Annotated in this window: 23 protein-coding genes; 1 reads left to right on the top strand and 22 read right to left on the bottom strand. The window is 42.7% G+C overall.

The annotated features are described in order from the left end of the window. Positions 1-7: 7 nt before the first annotated feature. From lacA to AC5FEC_RS00275, 22 genes are all read right to left on the bottom strand, one after another. Positions 8-433, bottom strand: coding sequence for a galactose-6-phosphate isomerase subunit LacA (gene lacA / locus AC5FEC_RS00380; RefSeq protein WP_009659075.1), 426 nt, complete (start codon positions 431-433; stop codon positions 8-10). 186 nt (positions 434-619) lie between these two features. After that, positions 620-1375 carry a DeoR/GlpR family DNA-binding transcription regulator gene (locus AC5FEC_RS00375; RefSeq protein WP_493660914.1) on the bottom strand — a complete coding sequence of 252 codons (756 nt, stop codon included), beginning with the start codon at positions 1373-1375 and terminating at the stop codon, positions 620-622. 160 nt (positions 1376-1535) lie between these two features. Then, positions 1536-1901, bottom strand: a complete 366-nt coding sequence (locus AC5FEC_RS00370; RefSeq protein WP_493660913.1) for a hypothetical protein — start codon at positions 1899-1901, stop codon at positions 1536-1538. A gap of 4 nt (positions 1902-1905) precedes the next feature. After that, positions 1906-2622 (bottom strand): matrixin family metalloprotease, encoded by a 717-nt coding sequence (locus tag AC5FEC_RS00365; RefSeq protein WP_493660912.1) that lies wholly within the window; start codon positions 2620-2622, stop codon positions 1906-1908. Between the two features lie 141 nt (positions 2623-2763). After that, entirely contained in the window at positions 2764-3621 is an 858-nt protein-coding gene (locus AC5FEC_RS00360; RefSeq protein ID WP_493660911.1) for a DNA/RNA non-specific endonuclease, read from the bottom strand. A gap of 73 nt (positions 3622-3694) precedes the next feature. Beyond that, positions 3695-3883: a DNA-directed RNA polymerase subunit beta gene (locus AC5FEC_RS00355; RefSeq protein ID WP_037616288.1), complete on the bottom strand. Its 189-nt coding sequence runs from the start codon at positions 3881-3883 to the stop codon at positions 3695-3697. Further along, positions 3876-5156 carry a UDP-N-acetylglucosamine 1-carboxyvinyltransferase gene (murA, locus tag AC5FEC_RS00350; RefSeq protein WP_493660910.1) on the bottom strand — a complete coding sequence of 427 codons (1281 nt, stop codon included), beginning with the start codon at positions 5154-5156 and terminating at the stop codon, positions 3876-3878. Before murA ends, AC5FEC_RS00355 begins: the two co-directional genes overlap by 8 nt. Before the next feature lie 68 nt (positions 5157-5224). Beyond that, positions 5225-5455, bottom strand: a complete 231-nt coding sequence (locus tag AC5FEC_RS00345; RefSeq protein ID WP_037616426.1) for a DUF1146 family protein — start codon at positions 5453-5455, stop codon at positions 5225-5227. Positions 5456-5547: 92 nt separating this feature from the next. Then, complete coding sequence (locus tag AC5FEC_RS00340; protein WP_148881415.1) at positions 5548-5970, bottom strand: F0F1 ATP synthase subunit epsilon; 423 nt, start codon at positions 5968-5970, stop codon at positions 5548-5550. A gap of 7 nt (positions 5971-5977) precedes the next feature. After that, a complete protein-coding gene (gene atpD / locus AC5FEC_RS00335) occupies positions 5978-7384 on the bottom strand; it encodes a F0F1 ATP synthase subunit beta (protein ID WP_217472365.1) in 1407 nt (468 codons plus the stop codon). A gap of 37 nt (positions 7385-7421) precedes the next feature. Further along, positions 7422-8300: a F0F1 ATP synthase subunit gamma gene (locus tag AC5FEC_RS00330; RefSeq protein ID WP_485671209.1), complete on the bottom strand. Its 879-nt coding sequence runs from the start codon at positions 8298-8300 to the stop codon at positions 7422-7424. Positions 8301-8315: 15 nt separating this feature from the next. Beyond that, positions 8316-9821, bottom strand: coding sequence for a F0F1 ATP synthase subunit alpha (atpA, locus tag AC5FEC_RS00325; protein WP_037616296.1), 1506 nt, complete (start codon positions 9819-9821; stop codon positions 8316-8318). 15 nt (positions 9822-9836) lie between these two features. Then, a complete protein-coding gene (locus AC5FEC_RS00320) occupies positions 9837-10373 on the bottom strand; it encodes a F0F1 ATP synthase subunit delta (RefSeq protein ID WP_234549986.1) in 537 nt (178 codons plus the stop codon). Continuing rightward, on the bottom strand, positions 10373-10867 hold the full coding sequence (atpF, locus tag AC5FEC_RS00315; protein ID WP_037616299.1) for a F0F1 ATP synthase subunit B: 495 nt from the start codon (positions 10865-10867) through the stop codon (positions 10373-10375). The genes AC5FEC_RS00320 and atpF overlap by 1 nt, the downstream gene beginning before the upstream one ends. Positions 10868-10885: 18 nt before the next feature. Further along, complete coding sequence (gene atpB, locus AC5FEC_RS00310) at positions 10886-11602, bottom strand: F0F1 ATP synthase subunit A (RefSeq protein WP_493660909.1); 717 nt, start codon at positions 11600-11602, stop codon at positions 10886-10888. Positions 11603-11634: 32 nt separating this feature from the next. Then, positions 11635-11835, bottom strand: a complete 201-nt coding sequence (locus tag AC5FEC_RS00305; RefSeq protein WP_125381528.1) for a F0F1 ATP synthase subunit C — start codon at positions 11833-11835, stop codon at positions 11635-11637. A 611-nt stretch (positions 11836-12446) separates the two neighbouring features. Beyond that, complete coding sequence (locus AC5FEC_RS00300; protein WP_037616307.1) at positions 12447-13823, bottom strand: sensor histidine kinase; 1377 nt, start codon at positions 13821-13823, stop codon at positions 12447-12449. Next, positions 13820-14476 carry a response regulator transcription factor gene (locus AC5FEC_RS00295; RefSeq protein WP_037616309.1) on the bottom strand — a complete coding sequence of 219 codons (657 nt, stop codon included), beginning with the start codon at positions 14474-14476 and terminating at the stop codon, positions 13820-13822. The genes AC5FEC_RS00300 and AC5FEC_RS00295 overlap by 4 nt, the downstream gene beginning before the upstream one ends. Before the next feature lie 21 nt (positions 14477-14497). Beyond that, complete coding sequence (locus AC5FEC_RS00290; protein WP_493660977.1) at positions 14498-15652, bottom strand: ABC transporter permease; 1155 nt, start codon at positions 15650-15652, stop codon at positions 14498-14500. 74 nt (positions 15653-15726) lie between these two features. Then, positions 15727-16401, bottom strand: coding sequence for an ABC transporter ATP-binding protein (locus tag AC5FEC_RS00285; RefSeq protein WP_217472362.1), 675 nt, complete (start codon positions 16399-16401; stop codon positions 15727-15729). Next, on the bottom strand, positions 16388-17653 hold the full coding sequence (locus AC5FEC_RS00280) for an efflux RND transporter periplasmic adaptor subunit (RefSeq protein ID WP_037616314.1): 1266 nt from the start codon (positions 17651-17653) through the stop codon (positions 16388-16390). The genes AC5FEC_RS00285 and AC5FEC_RS00280 overlap by 14 nt, the downstream gene beginning before the upstream one ends. 28 nt (positions 17654-17681) lie before the next feature. Beyond that, positions 17682-17948: a hypothetical protein gene (locus tag AC5FEC_RS00275; protein ID WP_037616316.1), complete on the bottom strand. Its 267-nt coding sequence runs from the start codon at positions 17946-17948 to the stop codon at positions 17682-17684. Positions 17949-18188: 240 nt separating this feature from the next. Between AC5FEC_RS00275 and AC5FEC_RS00270 the strand changes: the two genes are divergently transcribed. Then, positions 18189-19199: a lactonase family protein gene (locus AC5FEC_RS00270; protein WP_493660908.1), complete on the top strand. Its 1011-nt coding sequence runs from the start codon at positions 18189-18191 to the stop codon at positions 19197-19199. Positions 19200-19457 lie beyond the last annotated feature (258 nt).

The following is a 19457-nucleotide window of genomic DNA, read 5'->3' as shown; positions in this document are numbered from 1 at the left end:
CCTTTTCTTAGCACATCTTGTTGAGCATGTCAACTCGGATTTGGTGGCGGCCGCCATCGTATTTCCCATTGACAAAGCCTTTGGCAATATTCTTAGCCAGACCTTCACCAACGATTTCAGCTCCCATTGTAATCATGCGAGAGTTGTTATGGCCGCGAGTCATGTAAGCAGAGCGTTCATCTGAGACTTCTGCCGCAACCATGCCTTTGATTTTGGTCGCCACCATGAATGGACCAGCCCCATAAGCATCAATAACAATACCAAGATTTTCCTCCTGCTTATTGACCTCAGCTGCAACTGCAAGGGTCACATCAACAAAATCTTGACCTTCTTTCGTCACATCTACCACTTCAAAGTTTTCTCCGACGAGAAAATCCTTGACCACATCTTTCAGCTTGCTTCCAGCAGCATCTGCTCCAATAATAATTGCCATGAGCATTCTCCTTTTGATTATTTCTAACAGATTTATGTTTATCTAAATCACCATCTGTTTTCTATAATCATAATATACTCCTTTCTAAGTTTATTGTCAACATCTTTTTGTTTATTTTAATCAAAAAAATAAATAATGTTATAGATAAACAAAAAAGCTCTTATCCAGAGCATTTTTGTCTATTACTTATGAGATAACTTTAGTATGCACTTCTAATTCCTCATGAGCTGTATCGGAAGTTTGATCAATGATAACTGCTGTAATTTCAGATAGAGGACAGATGGAAGTGAAATCTTCCTTATCAATCTTAGAAGAATCAATCAACAGATATGTCTCCGTCGAGCGTTCTAAGGCCAGCTTTTGGGTGTAGGCCTCTTCAAAGGAAGAGGTCATGATTTGTCCACCTTTAATGCCATTACAGCTGAAGAACATCTTAGTAAAATACATGCGCTCCATGATAGCGTTGGTCATCTCTCCTACAAAGGCTTGACTAGTCTCCCGCATTTCCCCTCCAAGAAGAAAAACTTTAAAGGTATCTGACTTTTTCTTGAGCAGGTCATTAAAGATAGGCAGGCAGTTGGTAATCACGCGCAGATTTTGATTGCTTATTTGCTCGGACAGCACTTCTACAGAAGTCCCTGGACCAAGGAAAATGGTGTCCCCATCCTCAATCAGCTGCACAGCCTTTTTAGCAACGGCTCGCTTAGCTTCAATATTCTTGAAGAGTTTCTCTTCGTGAGGAATTTCGTGATATTGTTGGGCTTTATTACTTTTAGCTCCACCAAAAATACGAGTCAATTTCCCTTGATTTTCTAGCTCTGTCAAATCACGTCGAACAGTCATGTCAGAGACTTTCAGGCTTTCCACAATTTGAGCAACGGTAATCGTTCCAAGTCTATCTACCAGCTTAACCAATTCGTCTAATCGTTCAATCTTATTCATTTTCGACTCCTCCATCTCCCGTTTTCTTCATTATAACTCTTTTCTTTTTCATTTTCCACACTTTTTGTTTGTTTTAAACAAAAAACTTTAGATTTCACATAAAAAACGAGCAAGCATGCTCGCCCTTCTTGCTCTGGTAGCTAATAAACTGATGCCTACTTTAGATAAAACTACTTAAAATCCCCTGATTCTGCACCACTAGGTAGATACCTAGTAAAATGAGCAAAACAAAGAGAAGCAACTTAATCAGTCCTTTGACAAAGCGGATTGCCACAAGAATCATCATCGAACCGACCAGCCATATAAAGGCTGAAGTCTTAAAGAAGCCTTGAACAGCTTGACTGCTTTCGCCGAAAAATGCCTGAAGCGGTACTGGAATATGATTTTGCCAAACATCGGCCAGACCGATCTGACTGGCAATCTCTGTCCCGCTTGTCCAAAGCCAGGCAAAAACTCCTGAATTAAAGATAAAAAGGAAGACTTGCTCGGGAAAGCGTCTAATAAAATAGAAAATAGTTTTTAACATGATACTATGATTGATACAGTTCTCTTACAGCTTGAACATCTACTGGCTGGATACTGTAAAAAGAACCAGCCGACTGCATCACAGAATCCTCCTCGTTATGATTTAATCCGATAGCATGACCCAATTCGTGCGCTGCTGTATTTACGATGCGTTCGTGTGAATAGCCGTAGCGGTCATTGAGTAAGTAGTAAGCATTCAAACGGACGGTAACCTTTGTAAAGCGCTGAGTGAGTAGATTAGTCTGAGACTCTGCTTCACCAGCTGCTGGCACATTCCCATCGTTCATCTCCGTTGCAATAATATCTGCCGAATCCTTATCTTCAGTGAGGGTAAAGGTAAAGGCCCCTGTCTGATTCCAAGAATCAATAGCTTCTAGATAAGCAGACCGAAAGGTTTCGTTTTGTGTATCAATGTAAATGCTGGCGCTTGCCTGCTCCCAACGACTGCCTGTAGCGATATGCTCATCTGTCATTTGATTGGTTTGCTGGCTGTAGCTGTCAAATCCTGTTGTAAACCCTTGGCCATTGAAAAGTTGCTCCACTCGCACTACCGCAGCCTGAACTGCTTGGGACAAACCAGCTGGCCCACTATCTGTCGAAGTCGTAAAATAAAAGACACCAACGATTACTACGAAACTAAGAACTGCGGACCACATCAAGCCCCAGACCAGCCGCCAAATAAAACGAAATAAGAAACAAATACAATTAAAAATAAATCTCATAGCAACCTCCACTTCTCGGATTGTAAGAGAAGATAGATTCTATCAATACTGTCTTAAACAAAACTAAAAAGCTCTCCTTCTATAACTATAAAAGAAAATGACTACAAATCTGCAACCATTCCTTTTCATTCTAATTAAATATTAAGAACCTGTAGTCAGACTGACCCGACCGCTGCTATAGTCTAGCTGAATCCCTTTTTGCACATTGGGAACGAAGACATTGAATTCCAAACTTCCATCACTGGACTTGGCTTCTAAATGCGAGCCAGATGGTACAAAATCATTGTCCGAGGTATAGATCAAAGTGACACGATAACGCACCCGCTTATTCTGGTCCAAAGCACGACGAATCTGAGTTTCATAGTAATTCTGTCCCGTCGAGTTGTCTTTATTGGCCTGATTGGCCCAGGCTGTTTGGACTGCGATATTGGCTGGATTGCTAGTGGAAGCATCAAAGCCCTTTAAACCACCGACCAAAGAGTAAGCCAAGAGATGCCCTCGATCCACCGCATGATGATAGTCACCTGATAGATGTTTGACTTGGTGCCAACCAGCAGGAACCCAAGAAGTAGAGCCATTTCCCGTTTCTTCCCGTGATTTATACTGGCGTGTTGATTTGGTAAGCAAGGCATTGGCGACTGTAGGAACAGTCTGCCCCTGAACAATCTTCGTTTTATTATCCGCATAAGGCAAACTAGAAACTTTGGCATTCAAGTTTGTTTGATTTCCATTGATGACGAAAGCCCCTGCCCCATTCCACTCGATTTTTCCTCCAAGTTGAGAGCGCACTGAGTCTGTAAGAACACTTTCTGACAGAGCTTGGTCAGGTGTGCTAGTCTCCTTATTTTGGCTGACAACTGCAGGTGTGTTTAGCGCTGGTGTTTGATTGCCATTTCCAAAAAAGTAGGCTCCCAGCGACAAGCTAAGTGCAACCAGAAGCCCTGCCACAGTCTGCACAGATTTATTACTTTTTTTTAGGATTTTCTTTCTTTTTGGCATAATTCCTTATCCATTTAAAAGGACTGTGCTAGGATAATGCACAGTCGGGATGCTATGTCATACTCTTGGAAAATCACTGACCCGTAAATTTGGAAATAATGGTATCCCAAGTCTTGGGCGATAAAATAGACCAAGGATTGTCTCCATTTCCAATCACACCATAACCGATGACCAGACCAAGACAAAAAATGATAAAAGCAAGTAGCAGAACCAAGGCAACAATTCCGAGCTGTTTACCTAAATATTTTAAATTTTCACTCATCATCTTCTTCCTTTACACGTTTGATATTTGCACCAAGAGCTGCCAGCTTTTCGTGAAATTTATAGTAACCGCGGTCCAAATGGACTAGCTTGCTAACTTTTGTTTCTCCATCAGCAATCAAGCCCATCAAAATCAAGGTTGCACTGGCCCGAAGGTCTGTTGACATCACTTCAGCTCCTTGTAAGCTTTCACCGCCCCAGATACGGGCTGTGTCCCGCATAATGTCGGAGTGAAGCCCCATTCGCCGCATCTCTTCTAAGTGCTGGAAACGATTCTCAAAGACCGTTTCAATCATGACGGATTCTCCTTGGGCTATCGCCATCAAGGCAGTAAACTGAGCCTGCATATCCGTCGGGAAACCTGGATAAGGCAAGGTCTTAACTGAAACAGCTTTTAACTTCGAAACATCCGAGCGGATGCGAATTCCTGCATCTTCTTCAGTCACTTCTACTCCCATTTCCTGCATTTTTGATAAAAGCGGACGGTTGTGCTCCCAGATAGCGTCCTCAATCAGCAAATCACCGCCTGTCATGGCAGCACCCACCATAAAGGTCCCAGCTTCAATGCGGTCTTGAACTACATTATGCTCAGCTCCATGGAGTTTTTCCACACCGATAATTGTTATATTCTCCGTTCCTGCTCCTCTGACTCTAGCGCCCATTTTATTTAACAAAAGGGCCAAATCGACAATTTCGGGCTCTCGAGCAGCATTTTCGATAACAGTTGTGCCTTTAGCAAACGTCGCAGCCATCATAATATTCTGCGTTGCGCCAACACTTGGGAAGTCCATATAGATATGCGCTCCCTTTAAGCGGTCTGCTCTGGCCTCAATGTAACCCGCAGACTGTGTAATCTGAGCGCCCATTGCCTCCAAGCCCTTCAAATGAAGGTCAATCGGACGACTGCCAATCGTACAACCACCCGGCATGGATACTTTAGCATGCCCATTTCGAGCAAGAATCGGCCCCAATACAACAATTGAAGCCCGCATTTTGCTGACATATTTATAAGGAGCTTCCTCAGACAAAGGCTGAGTTGCATCCACGACTACAGTGTTTTCGTCTCGGTTAAAGTTCACCTGCGTATTCAAACCGCGAATAACATTGTTCATGGTAAAAACATCCGAAAGGACTGGAACATTTTTGAGTGTCGTTTTTCCTTCACTGGCCAATATCGTTGCAGCTAGCAGCGGCAGCACCGCATTTTTAGCTCCCTCAATCTTGACTGTTCCAACCAGACGATTATTTCCACCCTGAATAATAATTTTTTCCATACTAACTAGCTACTCCAAACATTAAAAATTCATCCCTACTATCATACCATAAAATCAAAAATCTGACCTTACAAAGTACCGTTAAAGATTGCCCGACTCATATCATAGATGCCAATAAAAAATAGACTGGCCATGTAGCCCAAGGCAATACTCAACAATAATATCAAAAAACGAATTTTGAGAGCATTATCAGCATTTACTTTTAGAAATCTTTCCCAACTTACTACAGTAGACAGAAGATGAAAAGCAAAGAAAATAAAGAGCAGGTGACTGCATAGTCGAAATGTTAATTCTATCATAGTTTTTATTATACCATAAGACCAGCCATTCCTAGCAGAAAGAAACGTAAGCCAACAAAAAAAGAATGGCATTTCCATTCTTTTTTTGCTTATTACATTCTTGTTCCAACGTTAATCCGGTTGATGGCACGCTGAAGGGCGATTTTAGCACGGCGCTCTTGGTCAATCAGATGCTTGTCTTGAGCTTCTTCGATCTCTTTCTCAGCACGCAGTTTAGCCCGCTCAGCACGGCTAATATCAATATCACGCGCACGTTCTGCTGAGTCTGCGATAATGGTAATCACATTGTCAGCTATCTCTACAATACCACCGTTGACCGCAATCCAATCAATATGCTTATCATCATCGACCCGGCGCACCTTGACCTGATCCACTTCCAAAACAGCGATTGTATTGATATGACGAGGCAAAATCCCCATTTCTCCGTCAATCGTTTTTACGGAAACAAATGCAGCACGGTGGTCATAGACAAGACCATCCGGTGTAACGATTTGTACTGTCATTTGAGCCATCATTCACCTCTTAGAATCCCATTTTTTCAGCTTTAGCAATGACATCCTCAATTGAACCGACACCGCGGAAGGCATCTTCTGGTAACTTATCATACTTTCCTTCGAGGATTTCTTTAAAGCCACGAACTGTCTCAGCTACAGGCACATAAGATCCCGGCTGACCAGTAAATTGCTCAGCAACGTTGAAGTTTTGAGAAAGGAAGAATTGAATCCGACGCGCACGCGCAACCAAGGTCTTTTCTTCATCTGACAATTCGTCCATACCTAGGATTGCAATGATATCCTGCAATTCATGATAACGTTGCAATACGCGTTTAACTTCAGCAGCCACCGCATAGTGCTCTTCACCAACAATCTCAGGAGAAAGAGCCCGAGAGCTTGAAGCGAGCGGATCCACTGCTGGATAAATCCCCAATTGAACCAATTTACGTTCCAAGTTGGTTGTAGAATCCAAGTGAGCAAAAGCCGTTGCTGGAGCTGGGTCAGTATAGTCATCGGCTGGCACATAGATGGCCTGAATAGAGGTTACAGAACCCTTCTTGGTTGAGGTAATCCGTTCCTGCAATTGTCCCATTTCTGTCGCAAGTGTTGGTTGGTAACCAACGGCTGACGGCATCCGACCCAAAAGGGCAGAAACTTCAGAACCTGCTTGCGTGAAACGGAAGATGTTGTCAATGAAGAGCAAGACATCTTGACCTTCCACATCGCGGAAATATTCTGCAATCGTCAAGCCAGTCAAAGCAACACGCATACGTGCCCCTGGTGGCTCATTCATCTGACCGAAGACCATGGCTGTCTTTTCGATAACGCCAGACTCCTTCATTTCCCAGTAAAGGTCATTCCCTTCACGCGTCCGTTCTCCAACACCGGTAAATACAGAAATCCCACCGTGTTCTTGAGCGATGTTGTGGATCAATTCCTGAATCAGGACGGTCTTACCAACTCCGGCACCACCGAAGAGTCCGACTTTACCACCTTTCAGATAAGGTGCTAAAAGGTCGATAACCTTGATACCTGTTTCTAAGATCTCTGATGAAGTAGACAACTCATCAAAGGTTGGAGCTTTCTTATGGATTGGCTGGCGCTCTGCATCATCCGCAAAAGGAGCATCCAAGTCAATGGTATCTCCCAAAACGTTAAAGACGCGACCAAGTGTTTCTTTTCCGACTGGTACAGAAATTGGACGGCCAGTATTTAGCACTTCCATGCCACGAGTCAACCCATCCGTTGATTCCATAGCGATGGTCCGAACCACTCCATCACCAAGCTCAAGAGCTACTTCAAGGACGATTTTTGATTTTTTTTCGTCATTTTTATAGACTACAAGTGCATTATTGATCTCAGGTAGCTTGTCGCCAGCTGCAAACGCTACGTCTACAACCGGTCCGATAACCTGAGTAATTTTGCCTGAGCTCATTCTTTTCTCCTCTTTATAATATTTATTTTCTGTGACACTATTCCAGTGCACTTGCACCCGCCACAATTTCAGTAATTTCCTGCGTGATAGCTGCTTGTCTAGCACGGTTATACTGAATGGTCAAATCATTGATAACTTTTTTAGCGTTATCCGTTGCTGTCTGCATGGCTGTCATACCAGCAGCATTTTCAGCAGTTTTTGCGTCAATAATGGCCCCGTAAATCATACTTTCAGCAAACTGAGGTAAGAGCTGATCTAAAATCGCATTTCGACTGGATTCTAGTTCTAGATTGAGGATATAGTTCTTATCCGCTTCACTAGGATCCAAATCGATGATTGGTAACATCTGCTCTACCCGCATCTGACTGGTCAGACTGTTGACATGGTGGTTATAACAGACATAAAGTTCATCAAAAAGTTCATTCTGATACATTTCAATGGTCTTAGAAATGATTTTCCGGACTTCATCAAAACTCGGATGATTGGCTAAGCCGCGCAATTCATAAATTGGCTGAATGCCCCGTGCTCGGAAGAAATCAGCTCCCATTCCACCGATCGAAATAATGACATAGTCATCCTTTTCGTGGTATTCAGAAATCAATTCCATCATTGATTTGAGGATGGTTGCATTGTAGCCACCGACCAAACCCCGATCAGACGTAATGACGATATAAGCCGTTTTCTGAACTGGTCTGCTCTTGAGCAAGGGATGATGACTAACATTTTCTGTCTCATGACCATGCAAAAGGTCGGTCAAGAGTTTCCGAACCTTAGAAGCATAGACTTGAAAGTTCTTTGCTGCTTCTTCGGATTTCCCTAACTTAGATGCAGAAACCATCTGCATAGCATTGGTGATTTGACTGGTGTTTTTTGTGGATGCAATTTTATTTTTGATATCATTTAATGAAACTGCCATCTGACACCTCTATTCCTATTTGAAGTTAGACTGATTGATAAATTCAGTAATAGCGGCGTCCAGCACTTCTTCACTCGGCAAATCTTTTGTCTGACGAATTGTTTCATAAATGTCTTCATGATGAGCATCAAAGTAAGTGAAAATCTCATCTTCAAACTGAAGAATCTCATCTACTGGTACTGTATCAAGGAAGCCGTGAGTCAGTGCATAGAGGATCACAACCTGTTTTTCAACTGGCAGTGGCTCATGAACTGGCTGTTTCAATACTTCTACTGTGCGGCGTCCGCGATTGAGTTTAGCCTGAGTTGCTGCATCCAAGTCACTACCGAACTTGGTAAAGGCTTCCAGCTCACGATAAGAAGCAAGGTCGATACGCAGAGTTCCTGCAACCTTCTTCATGGCCTTGATTTGGGCAGAACCACCGACACGAGATACGGAAGAACCAGCATCGATAGCTGGGCGGATACCTGCGTTAAAGAGGCTATCGCTGAGGAAAATCTGACCGTCCGTGATTGAAATCACGTTGGTCGCGATATAGGCTGAGATATCTCCTGCCTGCGTTTCGATGAATGGCAATGCAGTGATTGAACCACCACCTAGCTCATCAGAAACCTTAGCCGAACGCTCAAGCAAGCGGCTGTGAAGGTAGAAAACATCCCCTGGGAAGGCTTCACGACCTGGCGGACGGCGAAGCAAGAGAGAAAGTTCACGGTAAGCTACCGCTTGTTTAGACAAATCATCATAAACGATGAGGACATGTTTGCCATTGTACATGAATTCTTCTGCCATTGCTACACCGGCATAAGGTGCCAAGAAAAGCAAAGGAGAAGGTTGAGAAGCTGATGCTGTTACCACAATGGTATAGTCTAAGGCTCCATACTGGCGGAGGGTCTCAACCTGTGTCCGAACAGTGGATTCCTTTTGACCGATGGCAACATAGATACAGATCATATCTTGCCCTTTTTGGTTGAGGATCGCATCGATGGCAATACTGGTTTTACCAGTCTGACGATCACCGATAATCAATTCCCGCTGGCCACGACCAATTGGTACCAGTGCGTCAATGGCTTTTAGACCTGTTTGTAATGGTTCAGAAACGGATTTCCGCTCCATAACTCCTGGAGCTGGCGCTTCAACAGGACGTGTTTTATCCGTAACAATCTCACCCAATCCGTCAACAGGACGACCGAGCGGATCCACGACACGACCAATCAAAGCATCCCCAACAGGAACCTCCATGATTTTACCCGTGCGGCGAATCGTATCCCCCTCACGAATATCTGTAAAGTCACCCAAGATAATGATCCCGACATCAGTTGACTCCAAGTTTTGGGCCATACCATAAGAACCATTTTCAAAAATCAAGAGCTCCCCGCTCATGGCATTATCAAGACCGTGGGCACGAGCGATTCCATCACCAATGTAAGTGACGACCCCAGTTTCTGTGACGTCAAAATTTGGCTGGAAATTTTCAATTTGTTGCTTAATTAAAGCGCTGATTTCTTGTGCGTTAATCGCCAAAATTCACACCACTTTCTATTTCAAATTTTCTTTTACGAGTTGTAATTGACGTTTTATACTTGCATCAATTGTCTTATTATTGGCTGAGATGACAAAACCACCAATCAAATCGACATCCAATTCCTGCTTGAGCGCGCGAACCTTGAGGCCCATTTTCTGCTCAATAATTGGTTTCAATCTCTCTTTTTGGCTTTCTGTCAGTGCTTGGACAGATCTGACTGTCACTTCAAATTCATTGCTTTGCTTCTCAATCTGATGCTGAATTTCTAATAATATATCGTAGAATAAAGCAGCTCGATGATTGAGAATAATGACTTCGATAAAGTTATCAATCAGCTGTGAATCTGAGTTTTGGAAAAGTCGAAGAGCCTTCTCCTTCTCTTCCTCATCAACGCCAATATGTGATAAAAAGTCAGCAAGATTTGTTTCCACAAACACGGCCTTAATCTGGCTTAGTTTATCAAAAACATCCTGTTGCTGACCTTTTTCAAATACTAATTGAACAAAAGGCAAGGCATATTTTTCAATTACCGCGTATTGCTTTTTGTCCATTAAGCATCTCCTAATTTATCAATATAACGATCAATGAGCTCGCTGTGTTTCTCTGTATCGAGCTGCTGACTCAAGATCTTACTTGCGAGACTTACTGTTAGGTCAGCCACATCATCTTTAATGCTATTCAAGGCATCTGCCTTGCTCTGAGCAATTTCCTGATTGGCTTTTGCTTTCAAACGTCCAGCTTCTTCAGCTGCATTCGCTAAAATTCCAGCCTTATTTTTTTGAGCTGTTTCCTTAGCATGTTCGATAATCGTCGTTGCTTCCTGACGACTTCCTGCTAATTCATTCTCACGTTTTTGCGCAAGTTCCTCAGCCTTTTTACGGGCTGACTCAGCCCCGTCAATATCATCCGTAATCTTTTTAGAACGTTCTTCTAAAATACTGGTAATATTGCCCCAGGCAAACTTCTTTACTAAAAAAATTAATAAAAGGAAGGAACCAGCGATGAGAATAAAGTCACCAATAATGGTACCAATAGTTAAATCCATCTTCTACTACTCCTCTACTTACTCTTCCTCACCGTTTATTTTTTTACCAATGTACATTGAAGACAACATGGTAAATACATAAGCTTGGATACATGAAATGAAAATCGAAAAGGCCGTCCATAACATGTTTCCGATAAAGGCTGCTGGATACCAATAAAAGGCTTGTTGAGACAAGGATAAAAGTAAACCTGCCAATACTTCACCGGCAAAAATGTTCCCGTAAATCCGAATTGCTAAGGAAGCAAAATTGGTCACTTCTTCCAAGAGGTTCATCGGGGTCATAAAGCCTGGTGTTGCAAAAGCCTTCAAATATTCCTTAAAGCCTCGACGACGAACCCCTTCTATATGTGCGATCAAGGTGATCATAAAGGAGAGAGATAAGTCGTAGCCGAGGTTAGCCGTTGGGGAAGTCCACAAGTTATAACCGTTTGTTGTTTGGACTTTTGCCATCAACCCAATATTATTGGCCACCAAAATAAACATAAAAAGAGAAAACAAAAATAAAGAATAATTCTTCATATAATGCTCTCCAATGTTACCCTTGGTAAAGCTAATGACAAAATCATAGATCATCTCAAGAGCATTTTGTTTGCCCTTTGGACGAAGGGTCATTTTGCGACTTGCCCAGTAGACAAAAGCAAAGACCATCAAAACAGTTACAAGAGACATGGCAAGTAGGGTCAAATCAAAGGATATTGGTCCAATATTTAAGGTCGGATTTACACTTTCTTCCATGGTTTGACACCTCCTTCTCTAAATAGAGTGGTCTATTTAATGACGAAGGCCATGGCCAAGGTTACAAAGAAGGTACCTTCTACAAAAGCAACACCGAGAATTAAGAGGCTACGTAGTTGATCAATAATTTCAGGTTGACGGGCAGATGCTTTGAAAAGATTACTCATAATCAAACCTTCAGCTAATGAGACGCCAAAGCAGGCAATACAAAGTCCTAAAAATGTTAAATTCATGACGAATTCTCCTTTTATATTTTTTAAATGTACCCCATTAGTTTACTCCTAATAAAGGTAATAGTCAATTATTTTGTGATATTGTAAGCGTTTTTTTGGCTTTTCTTTTTAATCCATGAAAGTCCTTAGCTCAACTGGCTTTTACTGAACGACATCCCCTTGTCAAATTCCCATTTCCAGAACCCAACAAAAAAAGAGCATAGGATTTCCAGTTAAATCATTGCTGATTCTGAACAGCAATCAGACATATTATACTGCTGTCTGCGACATCCTGATTAAAGGTAGCTATATTTTCAACCGCATCAGCCAAGCTTTTTTTGAACATTAGCACTTGTTTCTTGATACTGACTCCCAAATGCTCAAAATCAATTATTCGGCCTGCCCCTCTGACAGTTCTATCTTTATCTACAATATCTTCAACATCATCTCACTATTAAAGCTTTATTCGGATAAGCTCATTCTTATATTTTATAAAGGTATACTATCTTTATTATTAATTTCTATTTTACCATATTTAAGAGAGAATTTCTAGACAATGCCAATAGTAGGCATGACAAATGCATAAAAAATGTATGGAATCCTTTCCTGATTCCATACATCTTCGACTTCGTTTAGTCCTTATCTATTTGAGGTAAAAAAATCGTAAAGCGCATCCATCTATTCTCAACGGCTTCAAAGCGATAAGTGAGATGGTGCTTTTCTAAAATTTGCTGAACGATGAAGAGTCCTAGTCCTGTACCGCCATCCTTGCGATTGCGACTATAGTCTGGTCGATAAAATGGCTGGAAAATCTGCTGAATCTGTGACTCGTCCAGTACTTTCTCAGCTTCATTTTCTACGATTAACATCCTATCGTCTAAGCGAACCAAAACTTCTCCACCTTCCACTGTATAATGAAAGGCATTATCAATCAGATTTTTAATCGCTTTGAGTAAATAGGTCTTATTTCCCCGAACTGTCGCTTCTGAAAGTTGAACATTAAAGCGATAATGCTTGAGATCAGCCAGAATCTTGTAAGTGCTGATATTTTCTTCAAGCAGCTTTTTCAAAGAGAAGGTTTCTCGTTCTGTCTCCGTCGTCATCTCCAGTTTTGAAATAGCCAGAATAGACTGAACTAAGTCCGACTGTTCTTCTAAGATTTCGCGGCACTTCTGCAGATACTTATCACGATCTTTAAACTCACCCACACCATAAATCATTCCGTCGATCATTCCCATCATGCTGGTAATCGGCGTTTTCAGTTCGTGGGAAGTCATACGGAGAAATTCTGCTTTTTCGCGCTCACTTTCTGCGACTTTTTCATTTTCTAGGCGCAGAGCCTCCATGCTAGCTAATAAATTCGTATATAAATGATTAATATCCTGAGCCAAATCGGCTATCTCGTCTTGCCCTTTTACTTGACACAAGACATCTGGAAGCAGAGTCGTCATTTGACGGGTGCTCAAGGATATATCCTTGATCCGCTGGCTGGAAGTCCGGCTATAGAGATAGGCAACTACGCCTCCTAGACTCAGCGACAAAAATAGCACAAAAGGATAGAGATTAAGCAAAATCCGGCTGGCATCCGACACTGGCTGCAAAGAATACTCACCTCTAAGGACAACTTCCTTACCATCTGAAGTCCGAAAGCTTTCTGATAGGGTCTTGCTCTCATAGTCACTGCTAGGAATCGTTGGGACAATTGTCAGCTGTAGCGAGCTTTCTCCGCCATCCTCAAGAGAGGGATACAGAATTGTATTGTCTTGAGCCAGCAAGGTAAACCAAATCTGATTATTTTTTTTGCTATAGTTGCTCAAAAGCTCACTGATTTCCTGACTAGACTTTCCTTTAACCTGCTTGGCAACCTGATCAAACTCTCGCTGGGCTTCGCCACCCTTGACCTGCTGGTAATAAACCGGCATAGCAAAGTAAAGACTAGCCAGCACGATGGTCACTACCACGAAAATGATGGAGGAGGTCAAGAGGAAGTTCTTTTTGACAATCTTCACTTGTCTTCTCCTCCAAGCTGGTAGCCCATACCTGTGATTGTTTTCAGAGGAATGCCTGGAATTTTCTTACGAATGTTCTTGATATGATTATCCAACACTCGGCTATCTAGCTCACTATAGCCCCAAATGGTATTCATCAGCTGATCGCGCGTCACCAAGTGGTCCTTTCTCTTGGCCAGAGCCTGCAAGATTTCATACTCTTTCTTGGTCAGAGGCATCTTTTCGCCATGCCAATAAACCGTGCAGTCATCAATGGAGACTGTCAGCTCACCGACAGCAATTTCTGAAGCGACGGTATTCCGACGCAGAATATTCTCAATCCGTTTGACTAAGATCAGCGGTGAGAAAGGCTTGGTCACATAATCACTAATGAGGTGATTAAAGCTGACTAGCTGGGTGTACTCGTCATCTAGTGCCGTCAGAATCATGACGGGAATTTGAGAAGTCTTGCGAATTTCTTTGAGCACATCCAGTCCACTCATGGTCGGCAACATCATATCCAAAATCACTAAGTCAAAAGACTCTGCTTCAAATTGAAGCAAAGCCTCGCCTCCATCAAAGACTGGTGTAACAGCATAGTTACTTTCTTTTAAAAATTCACAAATGACTTGATTAATCGTAGTATCATCTTCCACTACTAAAATCTTTTGCATATATGCTTGATTCTCCTTTATTTATTCAAATCGCAGGGCTTCAATTGGATCCAGCTTGGATGCTTTCACAGCCGGCAGGAGCCCAAACACTACTCCTATTATACAACAAAAGAGCAAACTTACAAAGACCGAAAAGAGGGATAAAATATATGGATAGGCTAAAGACTGGGTAATAGCAAAGCCAGAGGCAATTCCAGCAATTACACCAATAACACCACCCATCAGAGTCAGGATGACCGCTTCGATCAGAAACTGCTTAAGAATAATCTTGCGCCGAGCTCCCAGAGCCTTTTTAATCCCGATTTCACGCGTCCGCTCCGTCACTGATACCAGCATGATATTCATAACACCGATACCTCCAACTAGGAGAGAGATGCTAGCAATACCCGCCAATAGTACGAAGTTGGACTTGTTGAGATTTTCCAGTTGCCGTTCAAATTCCTGTAGGTTCAGCACACCAAACATATAGTCTGACTGCGACATCTGCTGATTGAGATAGTCACTGACCTTCTTAGCCACCTTCTTCAAATCATCGGCTTTATGGGTTTGGACCGTTACTTCTGGACTGACATTGATGGTATCAAAAATCCGATGCCATTGTTGGAGAGGAATATAAGCGACCTTTTCTGATCCAGCTGTCAGTCCACTCTGCTCGGTGGACTCAAATACGCCGATGACTTTAAATGGGTTGCCCATGACTTCTACATACTTACCGATGCCATCCCCATTGGGAAAGAGGGTGTCATAGAGCGTCTTTTCCAAATAGGTCACTTGCTCTTGATTTTTGAAGGCTTCTGAGTCAAAGCCCTCCCCTTCCAACAGCCGTTGTTGTTTTATATCAGCTACTGACTGCGAAACCGCCTGAACCTTCCCAGATGACTTCTGACTGAGATAGTAAATCTTTTCGTCCGTACCATAGGTCATCAAAGCATTTTTAACGCCAGAAATTTCCTTTATTTTGGACAAGACATCCTCTCCCATAAAGGGAATGTAGGAAGGCTTCTGAGCTTGGGATTTTTCCGGAATGGACGGATCAATCGAACTTTTCTTGTCATAGACGACCTTGATTGTATTATTGTTGCCGCCGATGAGCTGACGCTTGGTATTTTCCGTATTTCCTTCAATGATGGAAAAGATAGCAATAATGGCACCAATCCCGATGATAATCCCCAGCATGGTCAGCATAGAGCGCATTTTATGCGACAGGATTGAGTTTAGAGCTACAAAAATATCTTCCATATAGCCCCCTTCTATCCTAATGCCCTAGTCTCTATATTGCCATCCCGCAAGACAACTGTTTGCTTGCAAAGCTGGGCCACTTCCGGCTCGTGGGTAATGATGACAATGGTCTTGCCTTGTGCATTAAATTGCTTGAAAAGCTCCATAATCTGAACACTGGTCTTAGTATCCAGCGCTCCAGTCGGCTCGTCTCCCAAAATAAAGCTGGGATTGGTCACCAGGGCACGAGCAATAGCTACCCGTTGCTTTTGACCACCAGACAGCTCCATAGGCTTGAAGTCACTTCTTTCTTCCAGACCGACCAGACGCAACATTTCCAAGGCGCGTTCACGTCTCTCTTTTTTAGGAACTTTCATGTAAGTTAGAGGTAATTCTACATTTTGGCAGGCTGTCAGCTTGGGCATGAGATTAAAATTTTGAAAAACAAAACCAATCTTCTGATTACGCAAATCAGACAGCTGATTGTCGGACAGGTCAGAGACATCAGTTCCTTCGATATGGTAGGTCCCTGAGTTCGCCTTATCTAGGCATCCGATGATGTTCATCAGGGTGGACTTACCAGATCCGGACGGCCCCATAATCGCTAGAAAATCCCCCTCTTTCACATGCAGATCAATTCCTTTTAAAATCGGAAATTCCTGACTGCCCTGCTGATAAGATTTGTGGATATCCTTAAGCTTTAACATTCTGTCCTACCTCCATCCCTTCTTCCATGCCCTCTTTTGGTGTCGAAATGGTATCCTGCATTGTCAGGCCTTCTGTAATCTCCACCAAACGGTCGGAAACTTTCTGAGTCTTAACTTCCTGCATTTTCAGCTTCTTGCCATCTACTTTCCAGACATAGGTTTTACCATTTTTGCTGAAGGTATAAGATTTATTGACAACTACCTTGCCTGCCTCAGGAGCATTTTCTACAACATTGACATAAGAATGGGAGCCTATCAATGGCATTTCTCCGCCTTGATCCAGCTCAACAGTATAAGGGTACTTGCCTTGGTTGGGGTTTTCCTGTTGTTTGTTTCCGCCGTTGCTATTTCCAGTATTTGCTGTTGTCAAAGTACCGACCTGGGTCACCGTGCCACTCCAGCGTTTCTTCGGATCCTTACGGTCCACGACATCCACTCTCTGTCCCACGCTCAGCTTCTCACGGTCAAACTCACTAACAGACCCTTTGATCAAAGTTTTGGACTTGTCCATGATTTCAATAAAGTTTTCTTCTTCTTTTTTGGTCTTGGACTGAGTTGGCAAATCTTCATTCATGGATGTAATGGTTCCAGCTGTATCGGCTGTCACGGTATCATATTTCATCCGGTCTGATTCCGTCTGAGCGGTCACCTGAGCCTTTTCAGCCTCAATCTGAGCTGTCGTCACTTCATTGTCAGCAGTCTTAGCATCAGTGAGTGCTTGAGCCAGCTCGTCTTCGGCAGATTTTATCTGCTCAAGCAGGGACTCGTCTTGACTAGAATTATATTTTCCCTTGAGTGCATTGAGACTAGCCAGCTTACGGTTATAGGTTTCCCATTTGATAGCGGCGCTATTTTGAGCAGTTGTAATGGCGTTGGCCTTAGACTGGGCGTCGTATTGAGCTGACTGAGCTGTCAGTTCCTGCGATGTCACATAGGAGAAGAGAGGTTGACCTTGTGTCACTGTATCGCCATTTTTAACAAATACTTCCTTGACTTCTCCCTTGGAAGGGTCAATCTTGACCTTACTGCTATTGTTAGCAACTACTTCCCCAGATAAAACTAGGCTTGTTTTCTTACTGTTATTGACAGCTTCCTGAACCGTCAGCGAATCAATCTTTTTATCTACCATTTGCATGGCCTGTTGCTGATTGACCTGCTTGAGAAGCATATAGCCTCCCAGACCAGCACAAGCAAGAATGACTGTGCTGCCCAATATAATGGTTTTACGATTCATTTTTTTTCTTCGAAACATATTGCCTCCAACCTACAAGTTTTATCTTTTATTCATTAGCTGATTCAGATTCATCCGTTGGCATTTCTTCACCGTCAGCTGGGATCTGAATAACATTTCCGTCTGGCATCGTGTATTCTGTCACTTCCTTGCCGTCTACTGTCTTAGTTTTTTGGTCAACAGCGTCTTTCTTGAAGTCCACTTGTTTGCCGTCAATGACTTCTTGATTATCAGCATTTTTAGACCCACATGCGGCTAAAAAGAATCCAGACATTCCGATAAGGGCAACAAGCATAGCAATTTTTTTTGTGTTCATTTGATTTCTCCTTTGTTTTATAACACAGGAATCTTGAGCTTTCCTGATTGTATTTGTTTTTTTGAACAATCCCATTCTATCAAAGCAGTCTATCCCCTTCCTAACCGCTATCTGTTTTTTGTCTGTTTTTTAGAACTGATACTATTCTTTTAAAAACATGTCTTATCCTATGCCTAAACCCCTTTCAACTGATTTTATGGTATAATAGATTGATCTATTTTAAAAGAATGAGGTGTAGAAATGACTCAAACAGTTTATTTTGGAACATATACCCGCCGAGATTCGCAAGGGATTTATAAGGCAGATTTTGATACTGAAAAGGGCCTGCTATCAAACTTGGAGTTAGTAGCTGAGGAACCAAGCCCCACCTATCTAGCCTTTGACCAAGCTGGTCATCTTTACACAGTTGGTGCAGAAGATGGACAAGGTGGAATTGCTGCCTACGACCAAAAGGCTCAGCTGCTCAATCGTGTGGTGGAAGACGGCGCTCCGCTTTGCTATGTCGCTGTTGATGAGGAGAGAGGGCTTGTTTACGGAGCCAACTATCACAAGGGGCAAGTGCTAGTCTACAAACAGCAGGAAGATGGCAGCCTAAAGCTGGCTGATGTGGACACTCATATCGGCCAAGGTCCTCATGCTAACCAAGCCTCTGCCCATGTCCATTATACTGACTTGACACCCGATCAATACCTGATTACTTGTGACCTCGGAACGGATCAAGTGACCACCTACGATGTGACAGAAGCTGGAAAACTGAATAAACTTGATACATACACATGTGCTGCTGGAGCTGGAGCACGCCACATTGTCTTTCATAATCACCATAAATTGGCCTATCTCATCTGCGAATTAAACTCAACCATTGAAGTGTTGATTTACGATGGCGTTGGGCAGTTTGAGCACCTGCAGACCATCTCAACTCTCCCAGAAGGATTTGATGAATTTAATGGCACCGCAGCCATTCGCCTCTCTGCAGACGGCAAGTTCCTCTACGGCTCTAACCGCGGCCATGATTCGATAGCCGTTTATCAAATTCTGGCTGATGGGAGTTTGCAGCTTGTCGAAATCACGCCAACAAACGGCAAAAATCCGCGCGATTTCAATATCACACCTGACCAAAACTATATCATTGCCGTCCATCAAGACTCCGACAATGCAACTGTCTTCAAACGCGATACTGAAACAGGAAGATTGACTGAGTTATCTCATGATTTCTATGTACCAGAAGCTGTCTGTGTTACTTTCAAATAAGCAATTGCAAAATGTGATTTTCCAATAAGGAGCCTTCACAAGGTTCTAAGCATTGATTTGGAGGCAGTCCGTTAGAAAACAACACCTTTTATAAGTAGTCATTCAACTCTTATTACAGCATTGGCTCATTTTGCTTTAAGCCTCTAGTGCTTCCACCTCACTGTTACAAGCAAGCTGAAAACCATAAAAGAAAAACAACAAACAACCCATCTCCAGAATTTTTCTGGAAATAGAGCTTGTTTGTTGTTTTTGTATCAA

Source organism: Streptococcus sp. STC1396 (assembly GCF_058933875.1).
This window is presented reverse-complemented; position numbering and strand designations above follow the sequence as displayed.

Coding starts and splice junctions, on each gene's coding strand:
- atpF (WP_037616299.1), bottom strand. CDS start 10,867: ATGGATTTAACTATTGGTACCATTATTGGTGACTTTATTCTCATCGCT.
- atpD (WP_217472365.1), bottom strand. CDS start 7,384: ATGAGCTCAGGCAAAATTACTCAGGTTATCGGACCGGTTGTAGACGTA.
- AC5FEC_RS00320 (WP_234549986.1), bottom strand. CDS start 10,373: ATGGACAAAAAGCAATACGCGGTAATTGAAAAATATGCCTTGCCTTTT.
- murA (WP_493660910.1), bottom strand. CDS start 5,156: ATGGAAAAAATTATTATTCAGGGTGGAAATAATCGTCTGGTTGGAACA.
- AC5FEC_RS00375 (WP_493660914.1), bottom strand. CDS start 1,375: ATGAATAAGATTGAACGATTAGACGAATTGGTTAAGCTGGTAGATAGA.
- AC5FEC_RS00360 (WP_493660911.1), bottom strand. CDS start 3,621: ATGCCAAAAAGAAAGAAAATCCTAAAAAAAAGTAATAAATCTGTGCAG.
- AC5FEC_RS00285 (WP_217472362.1), bottom strand. CDS start 16,401: ATGTTAAAGCTTAAGGATATCCACAAATCTTATCAGCAGGGCAGTCAG.
- AC5FEC_RS00345 (WP_037616426.1), bottom strand. CDS start 5,455: ATGATAGAATTAACATTTCGACTATGCAGTCACCTGCTCTTTATTTTC.
- AC5FEC_RS00370 (WP_493660913.1), bottom strand. CDS start 1,901: ATGTTAAAAACTATTTTCTATTTTATTAGACGCTTTCCCGAGCAAGTC.
- AC5FEC_RS00280 (WP_037616314.1), bottom strand. CDS start 17,653: ATGTTTCGAAGAAAAAAAATGAATCGTAAAACCATTATATTGGGCAGC.
- atpB (WP_493660909.1), bottom strand. CDS start 11,602: ATGGAAGAAAGTGTAAATCCGACCTTAAATATTGGACCAATATCCTTT.
- AC5FEC_RS00290 (WP_493660977.1), bottom strand. CDS start 15,652: ATGCTGGGGATTATCATCGGGATTGGTGCCATTATTGCTATCTTTTCC.
- AC5FEC_RS00330 (WP_485671209.1), bottom strand. CDS start 8,300: ATGGCAGTTTCATTAAATGATATCAAAAATAAAATTGCATCCACAAAA.
- lacA (WP_009659075.1), bottom strand. CDS start 433: ATGGCAATTATTATTGGAGCAGATGCTGCTGGAAGCAAGCTGAAAGAT.
- AC5FEC_RS00340 (WP_148881415.1), bottom strand. CDS start 5,970: ATGATGGCTCAAATGACAGTACAAATCGTTACACCGGATGGTCTTGTC.
- AC5FEC_RS00275 (WP_037616316.1), bottom strand. CDS start 17,948: ATGAACACAAAAAAAATTGCTATGCTTGTTGCCCTTATCGGAATGTCT.
- AC5FEC_RS00355 (WP_037616288.1), bottom strand. CDS start 3,883: ATGAGTGAAAATTTAAAATATTTAGGTAAACAGCTCGGAATTGTTGCC.
- AC5FEC_RS00305 (WP_125381528.1), bottom strand. CDS start 11,835: ATGAATTTAACATTTTTAGGACTTTGTATTGCCTGCTTTGGCGTCTCA.
- AC5FEC_RS00365 (WP_493660912.1), bottom strand. CDS start 2,622: ATGAGATTTATTTTTAATTGTATTTGTTTCTTATTTCGTTTTATTTGG.
- AC5FEC_RS00270 (WP_493660908.1), top strand. CDS start 18,189: ATGACTCAAACAGTTTATTTTGGAACATATACCCGCCGAGATTCGCAA.
- AC5FEC_RS00295 (WP_037616309.1), bottom strand. CDS start 14,476: ATGCAAAAGATTTTAGTAGTGGAAGATGATACTACGATTAATCAAGTC.